The 13,523-nt window shown below is 35.8% G+C and carries 16 protein-coding genes; 10 read left to right on the forward strand and 6 right to left on the reverse strand.

What is annotated here, in order from left to right; translation table 11 throughout:
• Positions 1-14: 14 nt before the first annotated feature.
• The 6 genes from HUE58_RS02340 to HUE58_RS02365 all read left to right on the forward strand — a co-directional run bounded on the left by HUE58_RS02340 (position 15) and on the right by HUE58_RS02365 (position 6,529).
• Positions 15-437 carry a Fic family protein gene (locus HUE58_RS02340; RefSeq protein ID WP_174605462.1) on the forward strand — a complete coding sequence of 141 codons (423 nt, stop codon included), beginning with the start codon at positions 15-17 and terminating at the stop codon, positions 435-437.
• Positions 438-558: 121 nt separating this feature from the next.
• On the forward strand, positions 559-1,533 hold the full coding sequence (gene hemH, locus HUE58_RS02345) for a ferrochelatase (protein ID WP_174605463.1): 975 nt from the start codon (positions 559-561) through the stop codon (positions 1,531-1,533).
• Between the two features lie 577 nt (positions 1,534-2,110).
• Positions 2,111-2,314, forward strand: a complete 204-nt coding sequence (locus HUE58_RS02350; RefSeq protein WP_174605464.1) for an acyl-CoA dehydrogenase domain-containing protein — start codon at positions 2,111-2,113, stop codon at positions 2,312-2,314.
• Between the two features lie 463 nt (positions 2,315-2,777).
• Positions 2,778-5,051, forward strand: a complete 2,274-nt coding sequence (gene nrdA, locus HUE58_RS02355) for a class 1a ribonucleoside-diphosphate reductase subunit alpha (protein WP_174605465.1) — start codon at positions 2,778-2,780, stop codon at positions 5,049-5,051.
• A 69-nt stretch (positions 5,052-5,120) separates the two neighbouring features.
• The gene (gene nrdB / locus HUE58_RS02360; protein WP_174605466.1) at positions 5,121-6,257 is read left to right on the forward strand and encodes a class Ia ribonucleoside-diphosphate reductase subunit beta; all 1,137 of its coding nucleotides are present in this window, start codon (positions 5,121-5,123) and stop codon (positions 6,255-6,257) included.
• Positions 6,258-6,265: 8 nt separating this feature from the next.
• Complete coding sequence (locus HUE58_RS02365; RefSeq protein WP_174605467.1) at positions 6,266-6,529, forward strand: 2Fe-2S iron-sulfur cluster-binding protein; 264 nt, start codon at positions 6,266-6,268, stop codon at positions 6,527-6,529.
• A gap of 418 nt (positions 6,530-6,947) precedes the next feature.
• Here HUE58_RS02365 and HUE58_RS07455 read toward each other — a convergent pair whose 3' ends face one another.
• The 5 genes from HUE58_RS07455 to HUE58_RS02380 all read right to left on the reverse strand — a co-directional run bounded on the left by HUE58_RS07455 (position 6,948) and on the right by HUE58_RS02380 (position 8,754).
• Complete coding sequence (locus tag HUE58_RS07455) at positions 6,948-7,040, reverse strand: hypothetical protein (RefSeq protein WP_479722973.1); 93 nt, start codon at positions 7,038-7,040, stop codon at positions 6,948-6,950.
• 57 nt (positions 7,041-7,097) lie between these two features.
• The gene (locus HUE58_RS02370; protein WP_174605468.1) at positions 7,098-7,313 is read right to left on the reverse strand and encodes a hypothetical protein; all 216 of its coding nucleotides are present in this window, start codon (positions 7,311-7,313) and stop codon (positions 7,098-7,100) included.
• Positions 7,310-7,525 (reverse strand): AIR synthase-related protein, encoded by a 216-nt coding sequence (locus HUE58_RS06805; protein WP_246260840.1) that lies wholly within the window; start codon positions 7,523-7,525, stop codon positions 7,310-7,312. The genes HUE58_RS02370 and HUE58_RS06805 overlap by 4 nt, the downstream gene beginning before the upstream one ends.
• A gap of 116 nt (positions 7,526-7,641) precedes the next feature.
• Positions 7,642-7,788, reverse strand: a complete 147-nt coding sequence (locus HUE58_RS06810; protein WP_246260841.1) for a hypothetical protein — start codon at positions 7,786-7,788, stop codon at positions 7,642-7,644.
• A gap of 312 nt (positions 7,789-8,100) precedes the next feature.
• Complete coding sequence (locus HUE58_RS02380; protein ID WP_174605469.1) at positions 8,101-8,754, reverse strand: dUTP diphosphatase; 654 nt, start codon at positions 8,752-8,754, stop codon at positions 8,101-8,103.
• Between the two features lie 40 nt (positions 8,755-8,794).
• Between HUE58_RS02380 and HUE58_RS02385 the strand changes: the two genes are divergently transcribed.
• Genes HUE58_RS02385 through HUE58_RS02395 form a run of 3 tightly spaced genes read left to right on the forward strand, consistent with a single transcriptional unit; the run spans position 8,795 to position 11,074 of the window.
• Positions 8,795-9,493, forward strand: coding sequence for a LamB/YcsF family protein (locus HUE58_RS02385; RefSeq protein ID WP_174605470.1), 699 nt, complete (start codon positions 8,795-8,797; stop codon positions 9,491-9,493).
• A complete protein-coding gene (locus HUE58_RS02390; RefSeq protein ID WP_174605471.1) occupies positions 9,486-10,169 on the forward strand; it encodes a 5-oxoprolinase subunit B family protein in 684 nt (227 codons plus the stop codon). The genes HUE58_RS02385 and HUE58_RS02390 overlap by 8 nt, the downstream gene beginning before the upstream one ends.
• On the forward strand, positions 10,166-11,074 hold the full coding sequence (locus tag HUE58_RS02395; protein WP_174605472.1) for a 5-oxoprolinase subunit C family protein: 909 nt from the start codon (positions 10,166-10,168) through the stop codon (positions 11,072-11,074). The genes HUE58_RS02390 and HUE58_RS02395 overlap by 4 nt, the downstream gene beginning before the upstream one ends.
• Before the next feature lie 190 nt (positions 11,075-11,264).
• On the opposite strand, the gene HUE58_RS02405 is transcribed toward HUE58_RS02395, so the two are convergent.
• Complete coding sequence (locus tag HUE58_RS02405) at positions 11,265-11,693, reverse strand: GNAT family N-acetyltransferase (RefSeq protein ID WP_174605473.1); 429 nt, start codon at positions 11,691-11,693, stop codon at positions 11,265-11,267.
• A 76-nt stretch (positions 11,694-11,769) separates the two neighbouring features.
• Here HUE58_RS02405 and ilvD point away from each other — a divergent pair, with 76 nt between their 5' ends.
• On the forward strand, positions 11,770-13,434 hold the full coding sequence (gene ilvD, locus HUE58_RS02410) for a dihydroxy-acid dehydratase (protein WP_174605474.1): 1,665 nt from the start codon (positions 11,770-11,772) through the stop codon (positions 13,432-13,434).
• Positions 13,435-13,523: the final 89 nt, after the last annotated feature.

The raw sequence follows: 13,523 nt of genomic DNA on the forward strand, positions 1-13,523 counted from the left end.
TAATTTATCTAACAATGGGCTTATTCAGTAAATACAAAAAACACACACAAAAGTTTGATAAAAATCAGGACTGGTGTAAAGATTTAAAACGCAATAATGCGTTAAAAAATATTGCAGAACAACAAGAATTTAATTTTAAAGAAAACATTGATAAAAATAGTGATTTAGATATACTTTGTCCTAAGAAAGGACTAAGTTTGAATTATGTAGAAATAAGCTCAGACCAAGTCAAAATTTTAAAACAATGTAGTGCTGAAAGTAGTGCTGACGAATTGATGAAAATTCTAAAAAGAACACACAAGACAAGATTCAAAAATGATATTTTAAATCCGCTACTTGAATACGGCTTTTTTGAGCGAACCATTCCAGAAAAACCCAAAAGCCCGAAACAAAAGTACAGGCTCACCAAACAGTTTGTTAACGTAAATGCGATATAAACTTTAGCTAAAACCTTTTTTACTCCTTGCCCTAAATTCTAATTTTTACAAGCTTTTATAAAAAAGTAATGACTAGCCTTAAATTTACATAAAATCGTTTAAAAAATAAAGCAAAATTTGAATGAAAACAGGTATTTTACTAACCAATCTTGGCACTCCAGATACCCCTACAAAGAGTGCTTTAAGGCGATATTTGTCTGAATTTTTGTCAGACTCTAGAGTGGTCGACCCGCCTAATAAATTAATATGGTGGCTGGTATTAAATGTCGTTATTCTTAATATTAGACCTAAAAAATCAGCCAAAATTTACGCCAAAATTTGGGACAAAATTGGCACTGGTTCTCCATTATTAAGCATCACCAAGTTGCAATTACAAGGCGTTAAAAAAACATTGCTTAAACAGCATGAAAACTTAGTATTTGAAATAGGTATGCGTTATGGAAATCCTTCTATTTCATCAGCTTTGGATAAGTTACGCGCTCAAGGTTGTGAAAAAATCATTGTGCTGCCACTTTATCCTCAATATTCAAACACAACGACACTTTCAACATTAGATACCATTAATCAAACACTGAGCTCTTGGACACAAAAGCCTAAAATAGCCTTCATTGAGTATTATTACGACAATGATGGCTATCTTCAATCTCTCGCTAATTCGGTATTAGAGCATCAAACTAAGCATGGGAAGCCGGATAAATTAATGATTTCATTTCACGGCATTCCTCAACGATACGTCGATAATGGAGATGTATATTATGATCATTGTATTGGCACGGCTAGATTACTTGCTAAAAAGCTAGATTTGGATGAAAGCGACTATTTGTTCAGCTTCCAATCTATTTTCGGACGAGAGCTGTGGACTAAGCCACAAACCAAAGAAAGATTAGAAGCATTGGCCAGTAATGGTGTTGCACATATTCAAGTTATTTGTCCAGGGTTTTCAGCCGATTGTTTGGAAACTCTAGAAGAGATTGAGTGTGAAAACCGTGATTATTTTATTCAAGCTGGCGGTCGTCAGTTTAGCTATATCCCTGCATTGAATGATAGAAATGATCATATAAAGATGCTCATCGATTTAATTTCCATTCATTTATAACAACTTCGTATAATTTATATTATGTTAAATAATATATTTTCAAGTCAAACCTTACAAGATTTTGACATAATCACCCTATTGAAGCTATGTCTAATTTATTTAATGTTAGAATAAAAACTATGAGGAGTGCTCATCAAACGATTCTTTGCTTGAAAGTGGGCTCCATCATAGTTATAAATGCAGTAATGATGCTTACAAAACCGAGTGTGCTGCAACTCTGTTGCGTCAGATATTGAATTATCCTTTCAAGGAAACACTTCTAGGTAGGTATCCTTGCACTTGAAATTTCACACTCGTAACAACAAATCCGATGCTTTTGCACGAACAATTTTTAACAAAATCACTTTAAGGTTAAAAGTAAAGTTGCCTTAGAAGGACCTAAAGGCATCTCCGTTCTTAAAGAGACATGTCGTCACTCCCCTTTTTGTCATTGCTAAGGGTTAATGTTAATCGAGCCATGGACATTCATGGTGGTAAAACACTCATGCTCGGTTAAGCGCAACTATTTGACCAACATTTACCAAAGCATTCCAATTGCCATCACACAGTTGAAGGGGTAAATATTTTAACCAGATCAATGATTATATTTAGCCAAGGATTAATGCGTTGCAACCCTTTCTTAAAAAATGAGCTAACAAGTTTAGAGAATCAAGATCATGTTTCATTTAATAAAATGCTGGGTAAACACCTTGCTTATTTATCTGCTGTTAAGGCTAAAAGCTTTATTCTTGCACTAAATAATGGCAAAGTTGCCATTATTCCAAAAAATAACAAGGGGTGATTAAAGCTTACCAAATTTTGAGGCTGATTATGACATAGACGCCTCCGTTGAAGAGATTTTTAAAAAAGATACCTCACAACAGATTACTCGCTCTGTTCGAGATATTGATTGGGCTTTGTGTGGTATTGAGCATGAAATAAGTGGTCAAATTGTCAAAGCATTTGTGGTAAAAAAACCAGTTTAAGGCTAGAAAAACAAGTATTGATTGATTATTGCAAAGAGCATTTGGCTCATTGCAATAATCCAATATTGGAAAAATTCTTAAAAGAAAATTAACGGGCTAAGCAAGATCAAAAATCTTGCTATTTTTTTCAATCTAACAATCCCTTTCATAGCAATATTTTAAGCATTTTCTTTATAAATTGCAAAATTTAGCACTTGCAAAAATAATTCAAATACACTATATTTAGTTACAATTAACTTTTACTAACACTATATGTAGTGTTTTTTACTAGGAGCACTAATGAACCAAGACATTAAAGTCACCAAGCGCAACGGACAACAAGAATCCATTGATATGGAGAAAATTCATCGAGTTGTGCACTGGGCTTCACAAGATTTAAAAGGTGTGAGTGTAAGTCAAGTTGAAATTAATGCCCAGTTGGCATTTTTTGATGGCATTAAGACAGAAGACATTCATGAAACCATTATTAAATCAGCAGCAGATTTAATCTCAATAGAGGTGTTAGATTATCAATATTTAGCAGCACGTTTGGCTATTTTTCATTTGCGTAAAAAGGCATTTAAATCCTTCACCCCGCCCCCACTTTTTGAACATATTAAAAAATTTACAGATTTGGGTATTTATGACAAAGACATTCTTAATAAATACTCAAAAGAAGAAATTGAAACCTTAGATGTCTATATCGACCATTGGCGTGATATGAAGTTTTCTTACGCCGCAGTTAAGCAATTAGAAGGCAAATATTTAGCTCAAAACCGCGTCACTGGCGAAATCTACGAATCCCCACAATTGCTTTATGTGTTGGTGGGTATGTGTCTATTCCAAGAGTATGAAGCTAGCGTACGCATGGATATTGTGAAGCGTTTTTATGATGCAGTGAGTTTGTTTAAAATCTCTCTTCCCACCCCTATTATGGCGGGTGTTAGAACACCCACACGCCAGTTTTCATCTTGTGTATTAATTGAGGCAGACGATGATTTAGACTCAATTAGTGCTGCTGCTGGTGCTATTGTAAAATATGTCTCCCAGCGTGCTGGCATTGGTATTAATGGTGGCAAAATTCGCGCAATTGGCAGTCCAATTCGGGGTGGCGAGGCAACACATACGGGTTGTATCCCTTTTTATAAACACTTTCATACTGCGGTTAAATCTTGCTCCCAAGGAGGAGTGCGTGGTGGCGCAGCCACCTTATTTTACCCTTTGTGGCACTTGGAAGTTGAAAGCTTGTTGGTGCTTAAAAATAACATAGGTACGGATGAAAACCGCATTCGTCACCTTGATTATGGCGTGCAATTTAACGGACTAATGTATCAACGCTTTCTAAAAGATATTGATATTACTTTATTTTCACCACATGATGTACCTGGTTTGTATGACGCCTTTTTTGCTGACCAAGAAGAATTTAAACGTTTGTATGAGCAATACGAACAAGACGACTCGATTAGAAAACAAACCATTAAAGCCAGAGAGTTGTTTGCCAAATTTATGCAAGAACGCGCCAATACAGGCCGTATTTATTTACAAAATGTTGATCATTGTAATACCCACAGTGCCTTTGATGCCAAGCAAGCCCCTATTAAACAATCCAATCTTTGTATGGAAATTACCTTACCAACCAAGCCTTTGTACTCAGTTCAAGACGAGCAAGGCGAAGTGGCGCTTTGTACGTTATCAGCGGTCAATCTTGGTGCATTAGACTCTTTAGACGAGATGGAGGCACTAACTGATATTATTGTACGCTCATTAGATTGTTTGCTTGATTATCAAGATTATCCAATTAAAGCAGCTGAACTTGCTAGCAAAAACCGCCGTACACTCGGTATTGGTGTCACCAACCTTGCTTATTATTTAGCCAAAAATGGTGCAAAATACTCTGATGGATCAGGTAATCAGCTCATTCACAAAACCTTTGAAGCATTGCAATATTATTCATTAAAGGTTTCAAATACATTGGCAAAAGAATTGGGTGCTTGTCCATTATTTTCTCAAACCCAATATTCACAAGGTATTATGCCCATTGATTCTTATAAAAAAGACATTGACGCGTTCTGTGATTGCGAATTAGAGCTTGATTGGGATACGCTACGCCAAAATATTAAATTAACAGGGCTTAGAAACTCAACTTTAACAGCGCTTATGCCATGTGAAAGTTCATCACAAATCTCCAATTCAACCAATGGTATCGAGCCACCTAGAGGATTTGTGTCTATTAAACAATCTAAAGACGGCATCTTAAAGCAAATTGTGCCTGATTATGAGTTATTGAAAAATCAATATGAATTACTTTGGGACATTAAAGACAATGAGGGTTATCTACAACTTTGTGGGATTATGCAAAAATTTGTAGACCAATCTATTTCTACTAACACGCATTATGACCCTTCACAATTTGAAGGTAATAGAGTGCCGATGAAGTTGTTTTTAATGGATTTGTTAAAGGCATATAAATACGGCATTAAAACGCTTTATTATCACACAACTCGCGATGGTGGTAATGAATGGCAAGAAAAAGAAGATGGTAACGCATGTGCAGGTGGTGTTTGTAAACTATAAACCATCAACATTAAATCTTGAATAAAAGATTAAAAGCTTTGCTTGGGAATCAAATAAAGGAGTTATATTATGTCGTACAGTATTTTTAACAAAAAAATTAGTGATACACTAATCCAGCCTATGTTTTTTGGCGACAGCGTGAATGTTGCACGTTTTGATAAGCAAAGATTTAAGATATTTGAGAAACTCACCGAAAAACAACTTTCATTCTTTTGGCGTCCAGAAGAGATTGATGTTTCTAAAGATAAAATAGATTTTGCTAAATTACTACCTAATGAAAAGCATATTTTTATCTCCAATCTACAATACCAAATTTTGTTAGATTCAGTGCAAGGGCGCGCTCCTAATATTGCTTTTTTGCCAATTGTGTCACTGCCAGAGTTGGAAAATTGGATTGAAACTTGGTCATTCTCTGAAACCATTCATTCACGTTCTTATACGCATATTATTCGCGCTATCGTTAATGAACCAGATGTGATATTTGACGATATCATGAAAACAGATGAAATTATTCAACGTGCTGAAAGTGTCTCCAAACATTATGACGAGCTAATTAAATGCACTCAGGCCTATTTGCTACATGGCACAGGCAAGATTAAGGTCCAAGAAAAAGAAGTGTCAATTGACTTGTACTGTTTAAAAAAGCAACTTTATCTTACGATTATGTCGGTCAATATTCTTGAGGCAGTGCGATTCTACGTTAGTTTTGCTTGTTCATTTGCTTTTGCTGAACGCAAGGTTATGGAGGGCAATGCCAAGATTATCAAAATGATTGCTCGCGATGAAGCGCTCCATTTAACAGGCACTCAACATATGCTTAATTTGATGAGCGATGGCAAAGACGACCCTGATATACAAAAAATTGCCAAAGAGTGTCAAAATGAAGTAATTACCATGTTTAGAGAGGCTTGTGAGCAAGAAAAAAACTGGGCAGAATACTTGTTTCGTGATGGTTCTATGATTGGCTTAAATGCACAGATTTTAAAACAATATTTAGAATACATCACCAACGTACGTATGAAAGCTTTAAACCTAAACCCCATATTTGATGAATGCATCAATCCACTACCTTGGATTAACCACTGGCTAGATTCCGATAATGTGCAAGTTGCACCACAAGAAACTGAAATTACCTCTTATTTGATCAGTGCTATTGATAATACTTTGGATGAAGAAGACTCTGATTTTAACGGCTTTAAATTGTAGTTAACTAAATGTTCAGAATAGAGGTCGATAACATTAATGGCAAAACTGAGTTATTATATGTCCATGGAGACCGCTCCATTCTTACCGAACTTGAACAGCATAATGTGCTTATTAACCACTCTTGTCGTCAAGGGCATTGTGGCAGTTGCATATTACAGCTTTTATCTGGTGATGTCATCCATCAGGATTCTCTAATGCCTTTATCACAAGGGGAAATTTTAGCTTGTAGAGCGACGCCCGTTAGGGATATTAAAATTGGCCCAAGAGATTAAACAAGTGTTTAAATATTCCAATATTCCAAGACTTCGCTAGTATTTGCCTTTAAATACAATTCTTTTGTTCTTTTTCTTAATTTGGTAGAGCTATACATTGGATCATAATAAATGTTGGCTAAGTGCATTGGTAATCATTTTTTGCATTACTTTATAACGCGCCAAATCTAATCTTCTTTGAATCTTTTGCAAACTACCCAGCCAACCTAGCAAAATTATTAATCACATCTTGGTAAATAAAATCTTGATGCATATTAATCACATACGCATCCATACTAACGATGATACGCTCTTGTATACTAACTTTGAGTAAAACTCAATCAGCTTGAGCGATTTTATCTTTAATACAAGTTGGAATATGTACTGTACCTATATTTAAGCAACTCACTCAATCGGCCAGTTCATTTTCAAAATTAATTTAGCTAGATTGGCTTGTTGTGGTATTGTCAAAAACTGAACCTCGATGATTGGCCAAGCCTTTTAAATCAATTTTTGCCTTAATTTTATCCAATAATAGTGTCTTAATAAAAAGTTGGCTAAAGTCTTCTATTTGAGCAACCTTGTCAAATTATACTTGCGCACTACTAGAAATCATAACCAGCAAGCCACCACTGGTTTGTGGATTGCAAATAATTGATTGCGCCTCGTCATTCATTTGGCTTAAATGATACCCATAACTTTCAAAGTTACACTGCGCGGGGGCCTCTCGGCGAACAAAGCCCCCCTGGCTAGATACTCTATAGTCTTTAATATTAAGCAGAATAAAGCACTTTGCTATAATCAATTTTTTCTACCATATTGGAGCCCTATGTATATCTCAGATAAATGACTGCCTAAATCAAAACCACTCACATCAGTCATTACGTTTACGCCATCAATTTTTGCAAAATCAGCACCAATATCATTTAACTGACACATGGTCTTAATTGCTTGATTTTCATCTTCCGGTGTAATTTTTTTCTGTTTTTGAGCTGTGGTTAAAATGTCGATATCCAAAGGCTTGGTTAAATAAATTTTATCACCTATCCCTAGCAGTTGAATTTTCTTTTAAATACTCGGTCTTTACTCGCTCTATGACGCACAAACCAGAAATAGGCTTAGGAAAGTCAATGCTATGCCCACCTGCTAGAACCCATACCAACAGCATGACACACTTCTACCGCTATCAATAACTTATCGTCCTTTACCTCTACAGGGAGTTTCTCTTGTGGCCAGCCAAAAACAGCAATTGCCATAAATAGGCGTGCCACCCATTGCATAAATATTACCAATGGCAGCAATGCGTCCGAAGGTAAAAGAATCATCTACAATTAGCATAAAGAAATTTGTTATACTAATTATATCATTACCTAATGATGATGCTAGAATAGTGCTCAACACTTTAGGCGAAATTTTACAACCTTTAATTGTACGAGTTCATATTCAAAACATACCCTTATTAAATAAAAAAATCAAAACATAATTCTCAATTAAATAGTGCTATTATTGGCATAATGTACTTGCTCTAGCAATTTTGGTTTAATTTGGATTGTACAGCAACCCTAGCACTTATCAAACAAGGAATATTGACCCTAGCTAATTAGTTCGTATTCTTTTTCTAATTCTTTATACAATTGTTCTGACGTTAAATCAGGATGTTCTTCCATAATACGAAAGGCAATAACGTTATCCTCCACCGCACCCCAATTCTTAATATAAGTGCCTTCTTTATAGCCATACTTTCGTCTAAAGGTATTGAGTTGATTTTTAACAAGATAGCGTTTGTAAAGCTCTGGCACGTCCATACTCATAGTTGCTAGCGCCTTAAAAAAAAGTCCCGTAATTTCATATAAAGCATTTTGAGATTTATCTACATTAGCACCACTTGCTACAGCCACCAGTTTTTCTAAAATCTCTATCACAAGTTCTGGATTTGCCTGCCTTTCTGACTCTGTATTTTCATAGCTCTGAGCAAATTGAGTATCGCCAAAATGAATGGCCTCAGACATAATAAAATGCCAAATATCCACCAACTCAACTTTGACGTTATCCAAATCATGCGCCCCTTCAATATCTTTCCAGTGTTTCCAGTTAAATGAATCAATCGCCTCAGTGGCCTCCATATAAATACAACGCAACCAAGAAATATAACGTCCATCTTTGGTTATGCCACTACGCCACTCAGGACCGTTGGTGTTGTCATTTAATTGCTGTTGCAATTCAAACATTTTCTTAATTTGACTCATTATAAATCCTTATAATAAATATAAAATATCAAGGATTATAATGCAATACTTGACAAATAAAAAATTAATTAATTGTGATTTAGGCGAGTGCTTAACACCCAATCCTGATACACATATTATGCCACTTATTGATATGGCAAATATTGCCTGTGGCGGGCATGCAGGTGATGATAAAAGCATGGTTCAAACTATTCAACTTGCTGCGCAAAATAACACTGCAATTGGTGTACACCCCAGTTATTTTGACAAGGAAAATTTTGGTCGTTTGAGTCATGATTTAAATAAAAATGAGTTGTTTGATTTGATTTACAATCAAGTTTTACACTTTCAACAATTATGCACTGAGAATAGCGTACAACTTAGCTATATCAAACTACATGGTGCACTATACCATGATATCATACACAAGCAATTTGTGCTAAATATTGTGTGTGATGTTATTAAGGCAATTAATCAGAACATAAACCTTGTCGTGCAAGCGGGTAACGAAGCTCATTTTAAGCACATTGAAACAAACAAAAAAATTCAATTATTGCATGAGGTGTTTGCTGATCGTGGTTATCATAGTACACATATCATTCCTAGAGGCGAGAAAGGAGCTGTTTTGGATAATGCATATGCCATTGTTAAACAATATCAAGATTTTTTAAATAAAAAATCTTTCAAAATAGACACAATTTGCTTTCATAGTGATAATATAGCCTCCGTAAAGGCTTTAAAAATACTAAAAAATGCATAAAATTATTCTAGCAGGTGAGCACTCCTTATTGATTTATTTTGGTCATAAAATCGACCCTAACTTACCTAAAAATATTGCAAGTTTTTCTGAGCAACTCATTGCTAAATTCCCTAATCTTATCATTGATTTAACCCCTTCCTATACTTCCCTATTGGTCAGTTATAATTTAAATTTAACCACCTATCAATCATTTGCAAAGCAAGTGGAACAATGCCTAAATGCCTTTGAATATAAATCTAATCACGTAGCATCTACCTTACTGTCCATTCCTGTGTATTATGGTTTTGAAACTGGACTTGATCTTGAAAGATTATTGACTGAGAAGCAACTTGATTTGAACGCTTTTATTGACATTCATTCATCCGTTGAATACTTGGTTTATGCTATTGGGTTTAGTCCAGTATTTGCTTTTTTAGGCGAGGTGGATAGTCGTATTCGCGCACCAAGGCTAGCTACACCAAGAATTAAAATTCCTGCAGGGTATGTTGGTGTTGCGCAGAGCCAAACTGCCATCTACCCTACTGACTCTTCTGGTGGGTGGAATATTATTGGCCGTACACCTATTGATTTATCTTTAAACAATCCTAGTAATATTGATAAATTTAAAACAGGTGATCGGGTTAAATTTTACCCAATCAACAAGAATGAGTATATTAAGCACGGTGGTAAGTTATGAGTTTTAAAGTAATTAAATCAGGATTTTTAGCAACCATACAAGATTATGGTCGTTTTGACCATGCCAAACATGGCATGAGCCGTTGTGGCGTGATGGATGAACACGCTTACAGTTGGGCAAATTATCTATTGAATAATGCATTTGATGACGCAGTGTTAGAAATTACCTTTGGCGCAGTTGAACTTGAAGCGCAACTTGATGTGTTAATTGTTGTTACTGGTGCAGATTTAGATTTTAAAATTAACCACAAATCAGCAGCAATATGGCACAGTATACAAATACATAAAGGTGATACACTTAGTTGGAATAGCCCAAAGAGTGGCATACGTACTTATTTAGCCGTTAAAAATGGATTTGATGCTAAAGTGTTGTTTGGCTCAAAATCGGTTAATTTACGTGAGCACATTAGCACAAAAATAAGCCAAGGCAAAACATTGGATTATACTGAATCTTTCGATACAAGAGAACGTTTGATACCTATTCAATACATCCCAAATTACAACAAAGACATTACTTTGCGTTTATTACCCAGTTATCAATTTAATGAATTTAGCGTTAGTCAACGTGATTTATTTTTTAATCAAACTTATCAAATTACCAATGACAGTGATAGAACAGGCTGTCGCTTGCAAGGCGCACCTATTGATTTAAAACAAACTAAAATGATTTCTGAAGGCATGAGTTACGGCAGTGTAGAAATTACCACAAATGGCTTGCCCATTATTTTATTAAAAGATGCACCAACCATTGGTGGCTACCCGAAAATTGGTACCGTATTCTCACTAGACTTAGCCAAACTTGCACAAAAACAACCTAATGACCATCTTAGATTTGAATTAATCAATATTAATGAAGCACAAGAAGAAAGAGTGGTGTTTAATCAATTCTTCAACATTAAACATTAGATATTTTGTTGCTATAAGGAAACCTTGTTTCCTTATGAATCGTTGTGATGTTAACCTCCTTAATTGCTATTCTAAATGGATTATCAACATCAATACCATTGAACTTTAGCGCACTAGGCGCTCTAACACACTACCTTTGAAAGGTTCAAGTATGTCAATGATTACTGGCAAATAGCTACGAATTCTGTCTTTAACTAACATCTTTAAAAAAAATTGATGAGTTGCGGTCTTGATTAAATAAGGCTTGACGTTTTTTTGGCAAATTAGTAATTTTCATTTGGGTAAAGCCATTTTTAATAAACCAATCTGTGCCGTCGTGTTTGGTCAATGCAAAAACCTTGGAAAATTTTTCAGCTTTTGCTTTTTTCATAATCTTATCAAGTAGTTTTAATGAAAGTCCTATTTTTTGCGCTTTTTTAGATACTGCCAATGAATAAATCTCCCCTATACCACCCTCTTTACAGTCTTTAAGACCTGCACAAGCAAGTAATTGATTGTCGCCCATCAAACAAACAAAATCCCCAAGATTTTCATTGATTTGCGCCTTGCTTCTGGGCAATATTTTGCCCTCCTCAACAAAAGGCTTGACTAGGGTTAGAATTTGTTCAGCTTTAATCAAGCTAACGGCTCAAATGTTTAATGAAACGCCTATTTTAGTCTAAAATTTAATCTTTTTATCATACGAAGAAAATATTATGTGCAATCCAAGAAAATATTCCTCACAAGTTGTTGATGGGTTTGAGCGCGCACCAAGTCGCGCTATGCTTTACCCGGTTGGTTTTACAAAAGAGGATTTTAACAAACCTCAAGTAGGCATAGCAAGCACTTGGTCAATGGTAACGCCGTGCAATATGCACATTAATAAATTGGCTGATGAAGCATCAAAAGGAGTCAATACCACAGGTGGCAAAGCCGTTATTTTTAACACCATCACTATTTCAGACGGCATTTCTATGGGTTCTGAAGGCATGAAGTATTCTTTAGTCTCACGTGAAGTCATTGCTGATTCAATTGAAACTGTTGTTGGCTGTCAAGGTTTTGACGGTGTGGTTGCTATTGGTGGTTGTGATAAAAACATGCCTGGTTGTATTATCGGCTTAGCACGCCTTAACCGTCCTAGTATTTTTGTTTATGGTGGTACCATTCAGCCAGGTAAAAATCATACAGATGTAGTGAGTGTTTTTGAAGCAGTTGGCCAATTTGCCAATCATGCAATTAATGCAATTGAACTGGAAAATATTGAAAAAACAGCCATTCCTGGTTCTGGCTCTTGTGGCGGTATGTACACGGCTAACACTATGGCATCAGCAATTGAGGCATTAGGTATGAGTTTGCCAAATTCTAGCGCGCAAAATGCTATTTCAGATGATAAAAATAACGACTGCGTTCAAGCTGGACAAGCCGTTCTTAATTTATTAAATAAAGACATTAAACCTCGTGATATCATGACTATGAAAGCATTTGAGAATGCCATTACCGTGATTATTGCACTGGGCGGCTCAACCAATGCTGTTTTGCATTTAATTGCCATGGCAAGTGCTGCTGAGGTTAATCTTAAAATTGATGACTTTACTCGCATTGGCAAAAAAGTGCCTGTTATTGCTGACCTTAAACCATCAGGCAAATATATGATGAGTGAATTGGTTGAAATTGGCGGTACATTACCACTAATGAAGACGCTACTTGATGCAGGATTATTGCACGGAGACTGCCTAACAGTAACAGGTAAAACTCTAGCTGAAAATTTAGAAAACGTTAAGTCATACGCTGATTCCCAAGAAATCGTTAGAACATTAGATAACCCAATAAAAAAAGATTCACACCTTAGGATTCTACGTGGTAATCTTGCAACTGATGGCGCTGTGGCAAAAATTACTGGCAAAGAAGGCTTAAGCTTCAAAGGTAGCGCAAAATGTTTTCTTCGCGAAGAGGATGCGCTTGAAGCCATCCTAAATGACCAAATAATAGCAGGTGACGTTATCGTCATTCGCTATGAAGGCCCTGTCGGTGGTCCTGGTATGCGCGAAATGCTCGCCCCCACTTCTGCAATTATGGGCAAAGGCTTAGGCGGCAAAGTTGCCCTTATTACCGATGGTCGCTTCTCTGGCGGTACACATGGTTTTGTAGTTGGTCACATCACCCCTGAAGCCTTTAAAGGCGGTGTACTAGCTGTGGTTGAAGATGGAGATGAAATCTTAATTGATGCAGAAAACAACATTTTAGAATTATTAATTGAGCAAACTATGATTGATAAACGTTTATCTAATTGGACACAACCTAAGCCAAACTACACCAAAGGTGTATTGGCTAAGTTTGCCAAGTTAGCTAAATCTGCTTCTGAAGGTGCGGTTACTGATTAACTACTCAATTACTTAGTTAAATCTTAATGAGAATCCTTTATATAAATAAGGTGCTATAAAATGACAAACTTTGCCGATTTGATGTTTAT

The organism is Candidatus Ruthia endofausta (genome assembly GCF_013342985.1).
Taxonomy (GTDB): Bacteria; Pseudomonadota; Gammaproteobacteria; order PS1; family Pseudothioglobaceae; genus Ruthia; species Ruthia endofausta.

What these genes read in the sequence shown, in the direction of transcription:
- HUE58_RS02395 (WP_174605472.1), top strand. Translation starts at nt 10,166, where the DNA reads ATGAGTTTTAAAGTAATTAAATCAGGATTTTTAGCAACCATACAAGAT.
- nrdB (WP_174605466.1), top strand. Translation starts at nt 5,121, where the DNA reads ATGTCGTACAGTATTTTTAACAAAAAAATTAGTGATACACTAATCCAG.
- HUE58_RS02350 (WP_174605464.1), top strand. Translation starts at nt 2,111, where the DNA reads ATGATTATATTTAGCCAAGGATTAATGCGTTGCAACCCTTTCTTAAAA.
- HUE58_RS02385 (WP_174605470.1), top strand. Translation starts at nt 8,795, where the DNA reads ATGCAATACTTGACAAATAAAAAATTAATTAATTGTGATTTAGGCGAG.
- hemH (WP_174605463.1), top strand. Translation starts at nt 559, where the DNA reads ATGAAAACAGGTATTTTACTAACCAATCTTGGCACTCCAGATACCCCT.
- HUE58_RS02390 (WP_174605471.1), top strand. Translation starts at nt 9,486, where the DNA reads ATGCATAAAATTATTCTAGCAGGTGAGCACTCCTTATTGATTTATTTT.
- HUE58_RS02380 (WP_174605469.1), bottom strand. Translation starts at nt 8,754, where the DNA reads ATGAGTCAAATTAAGAAAATGTTTGAATTGCAACAGCAATTAAATGAC.
- HUE58_RS02365 (WP_174605467.1), top strand. Translation starts at nt 6,266, where the DNA reads ATGTTCAGAATAGAGGTCGATAACATTAATGGCAAAACTGAGTTATTA.
- HUE58_RS06810 (WP_246260841.1), bottom strand. Translation starts at nt 7,788, where the DNA reads ATGCAATGGGTGGCACGCCTATTTATGGCAATTGCTGTTTTTGGCTGG.
- nrdA (WP_174605465.1), top strand. Translation starts at nt 2,778, where the DNA reads ATGAACCAAGACATTAAAGTCACCAAGCGCAACGGACAACAAGAATCC.
- ilvD (WP_174605474.1), top strand. Translation starts at nt 11,770, where the DNA reads ATGTGCAATCCAAGAAAATATTCCTCACAAGTTGTTGATGGGTTTGAG.
- HUE58_RS02340 (WP_174605462.1), top strand. Translation starts at nt 15, where the DNA reads ATGGGCTTATTCAGTAAATACAAAAAACACACACAAAAGTTTGATAAA.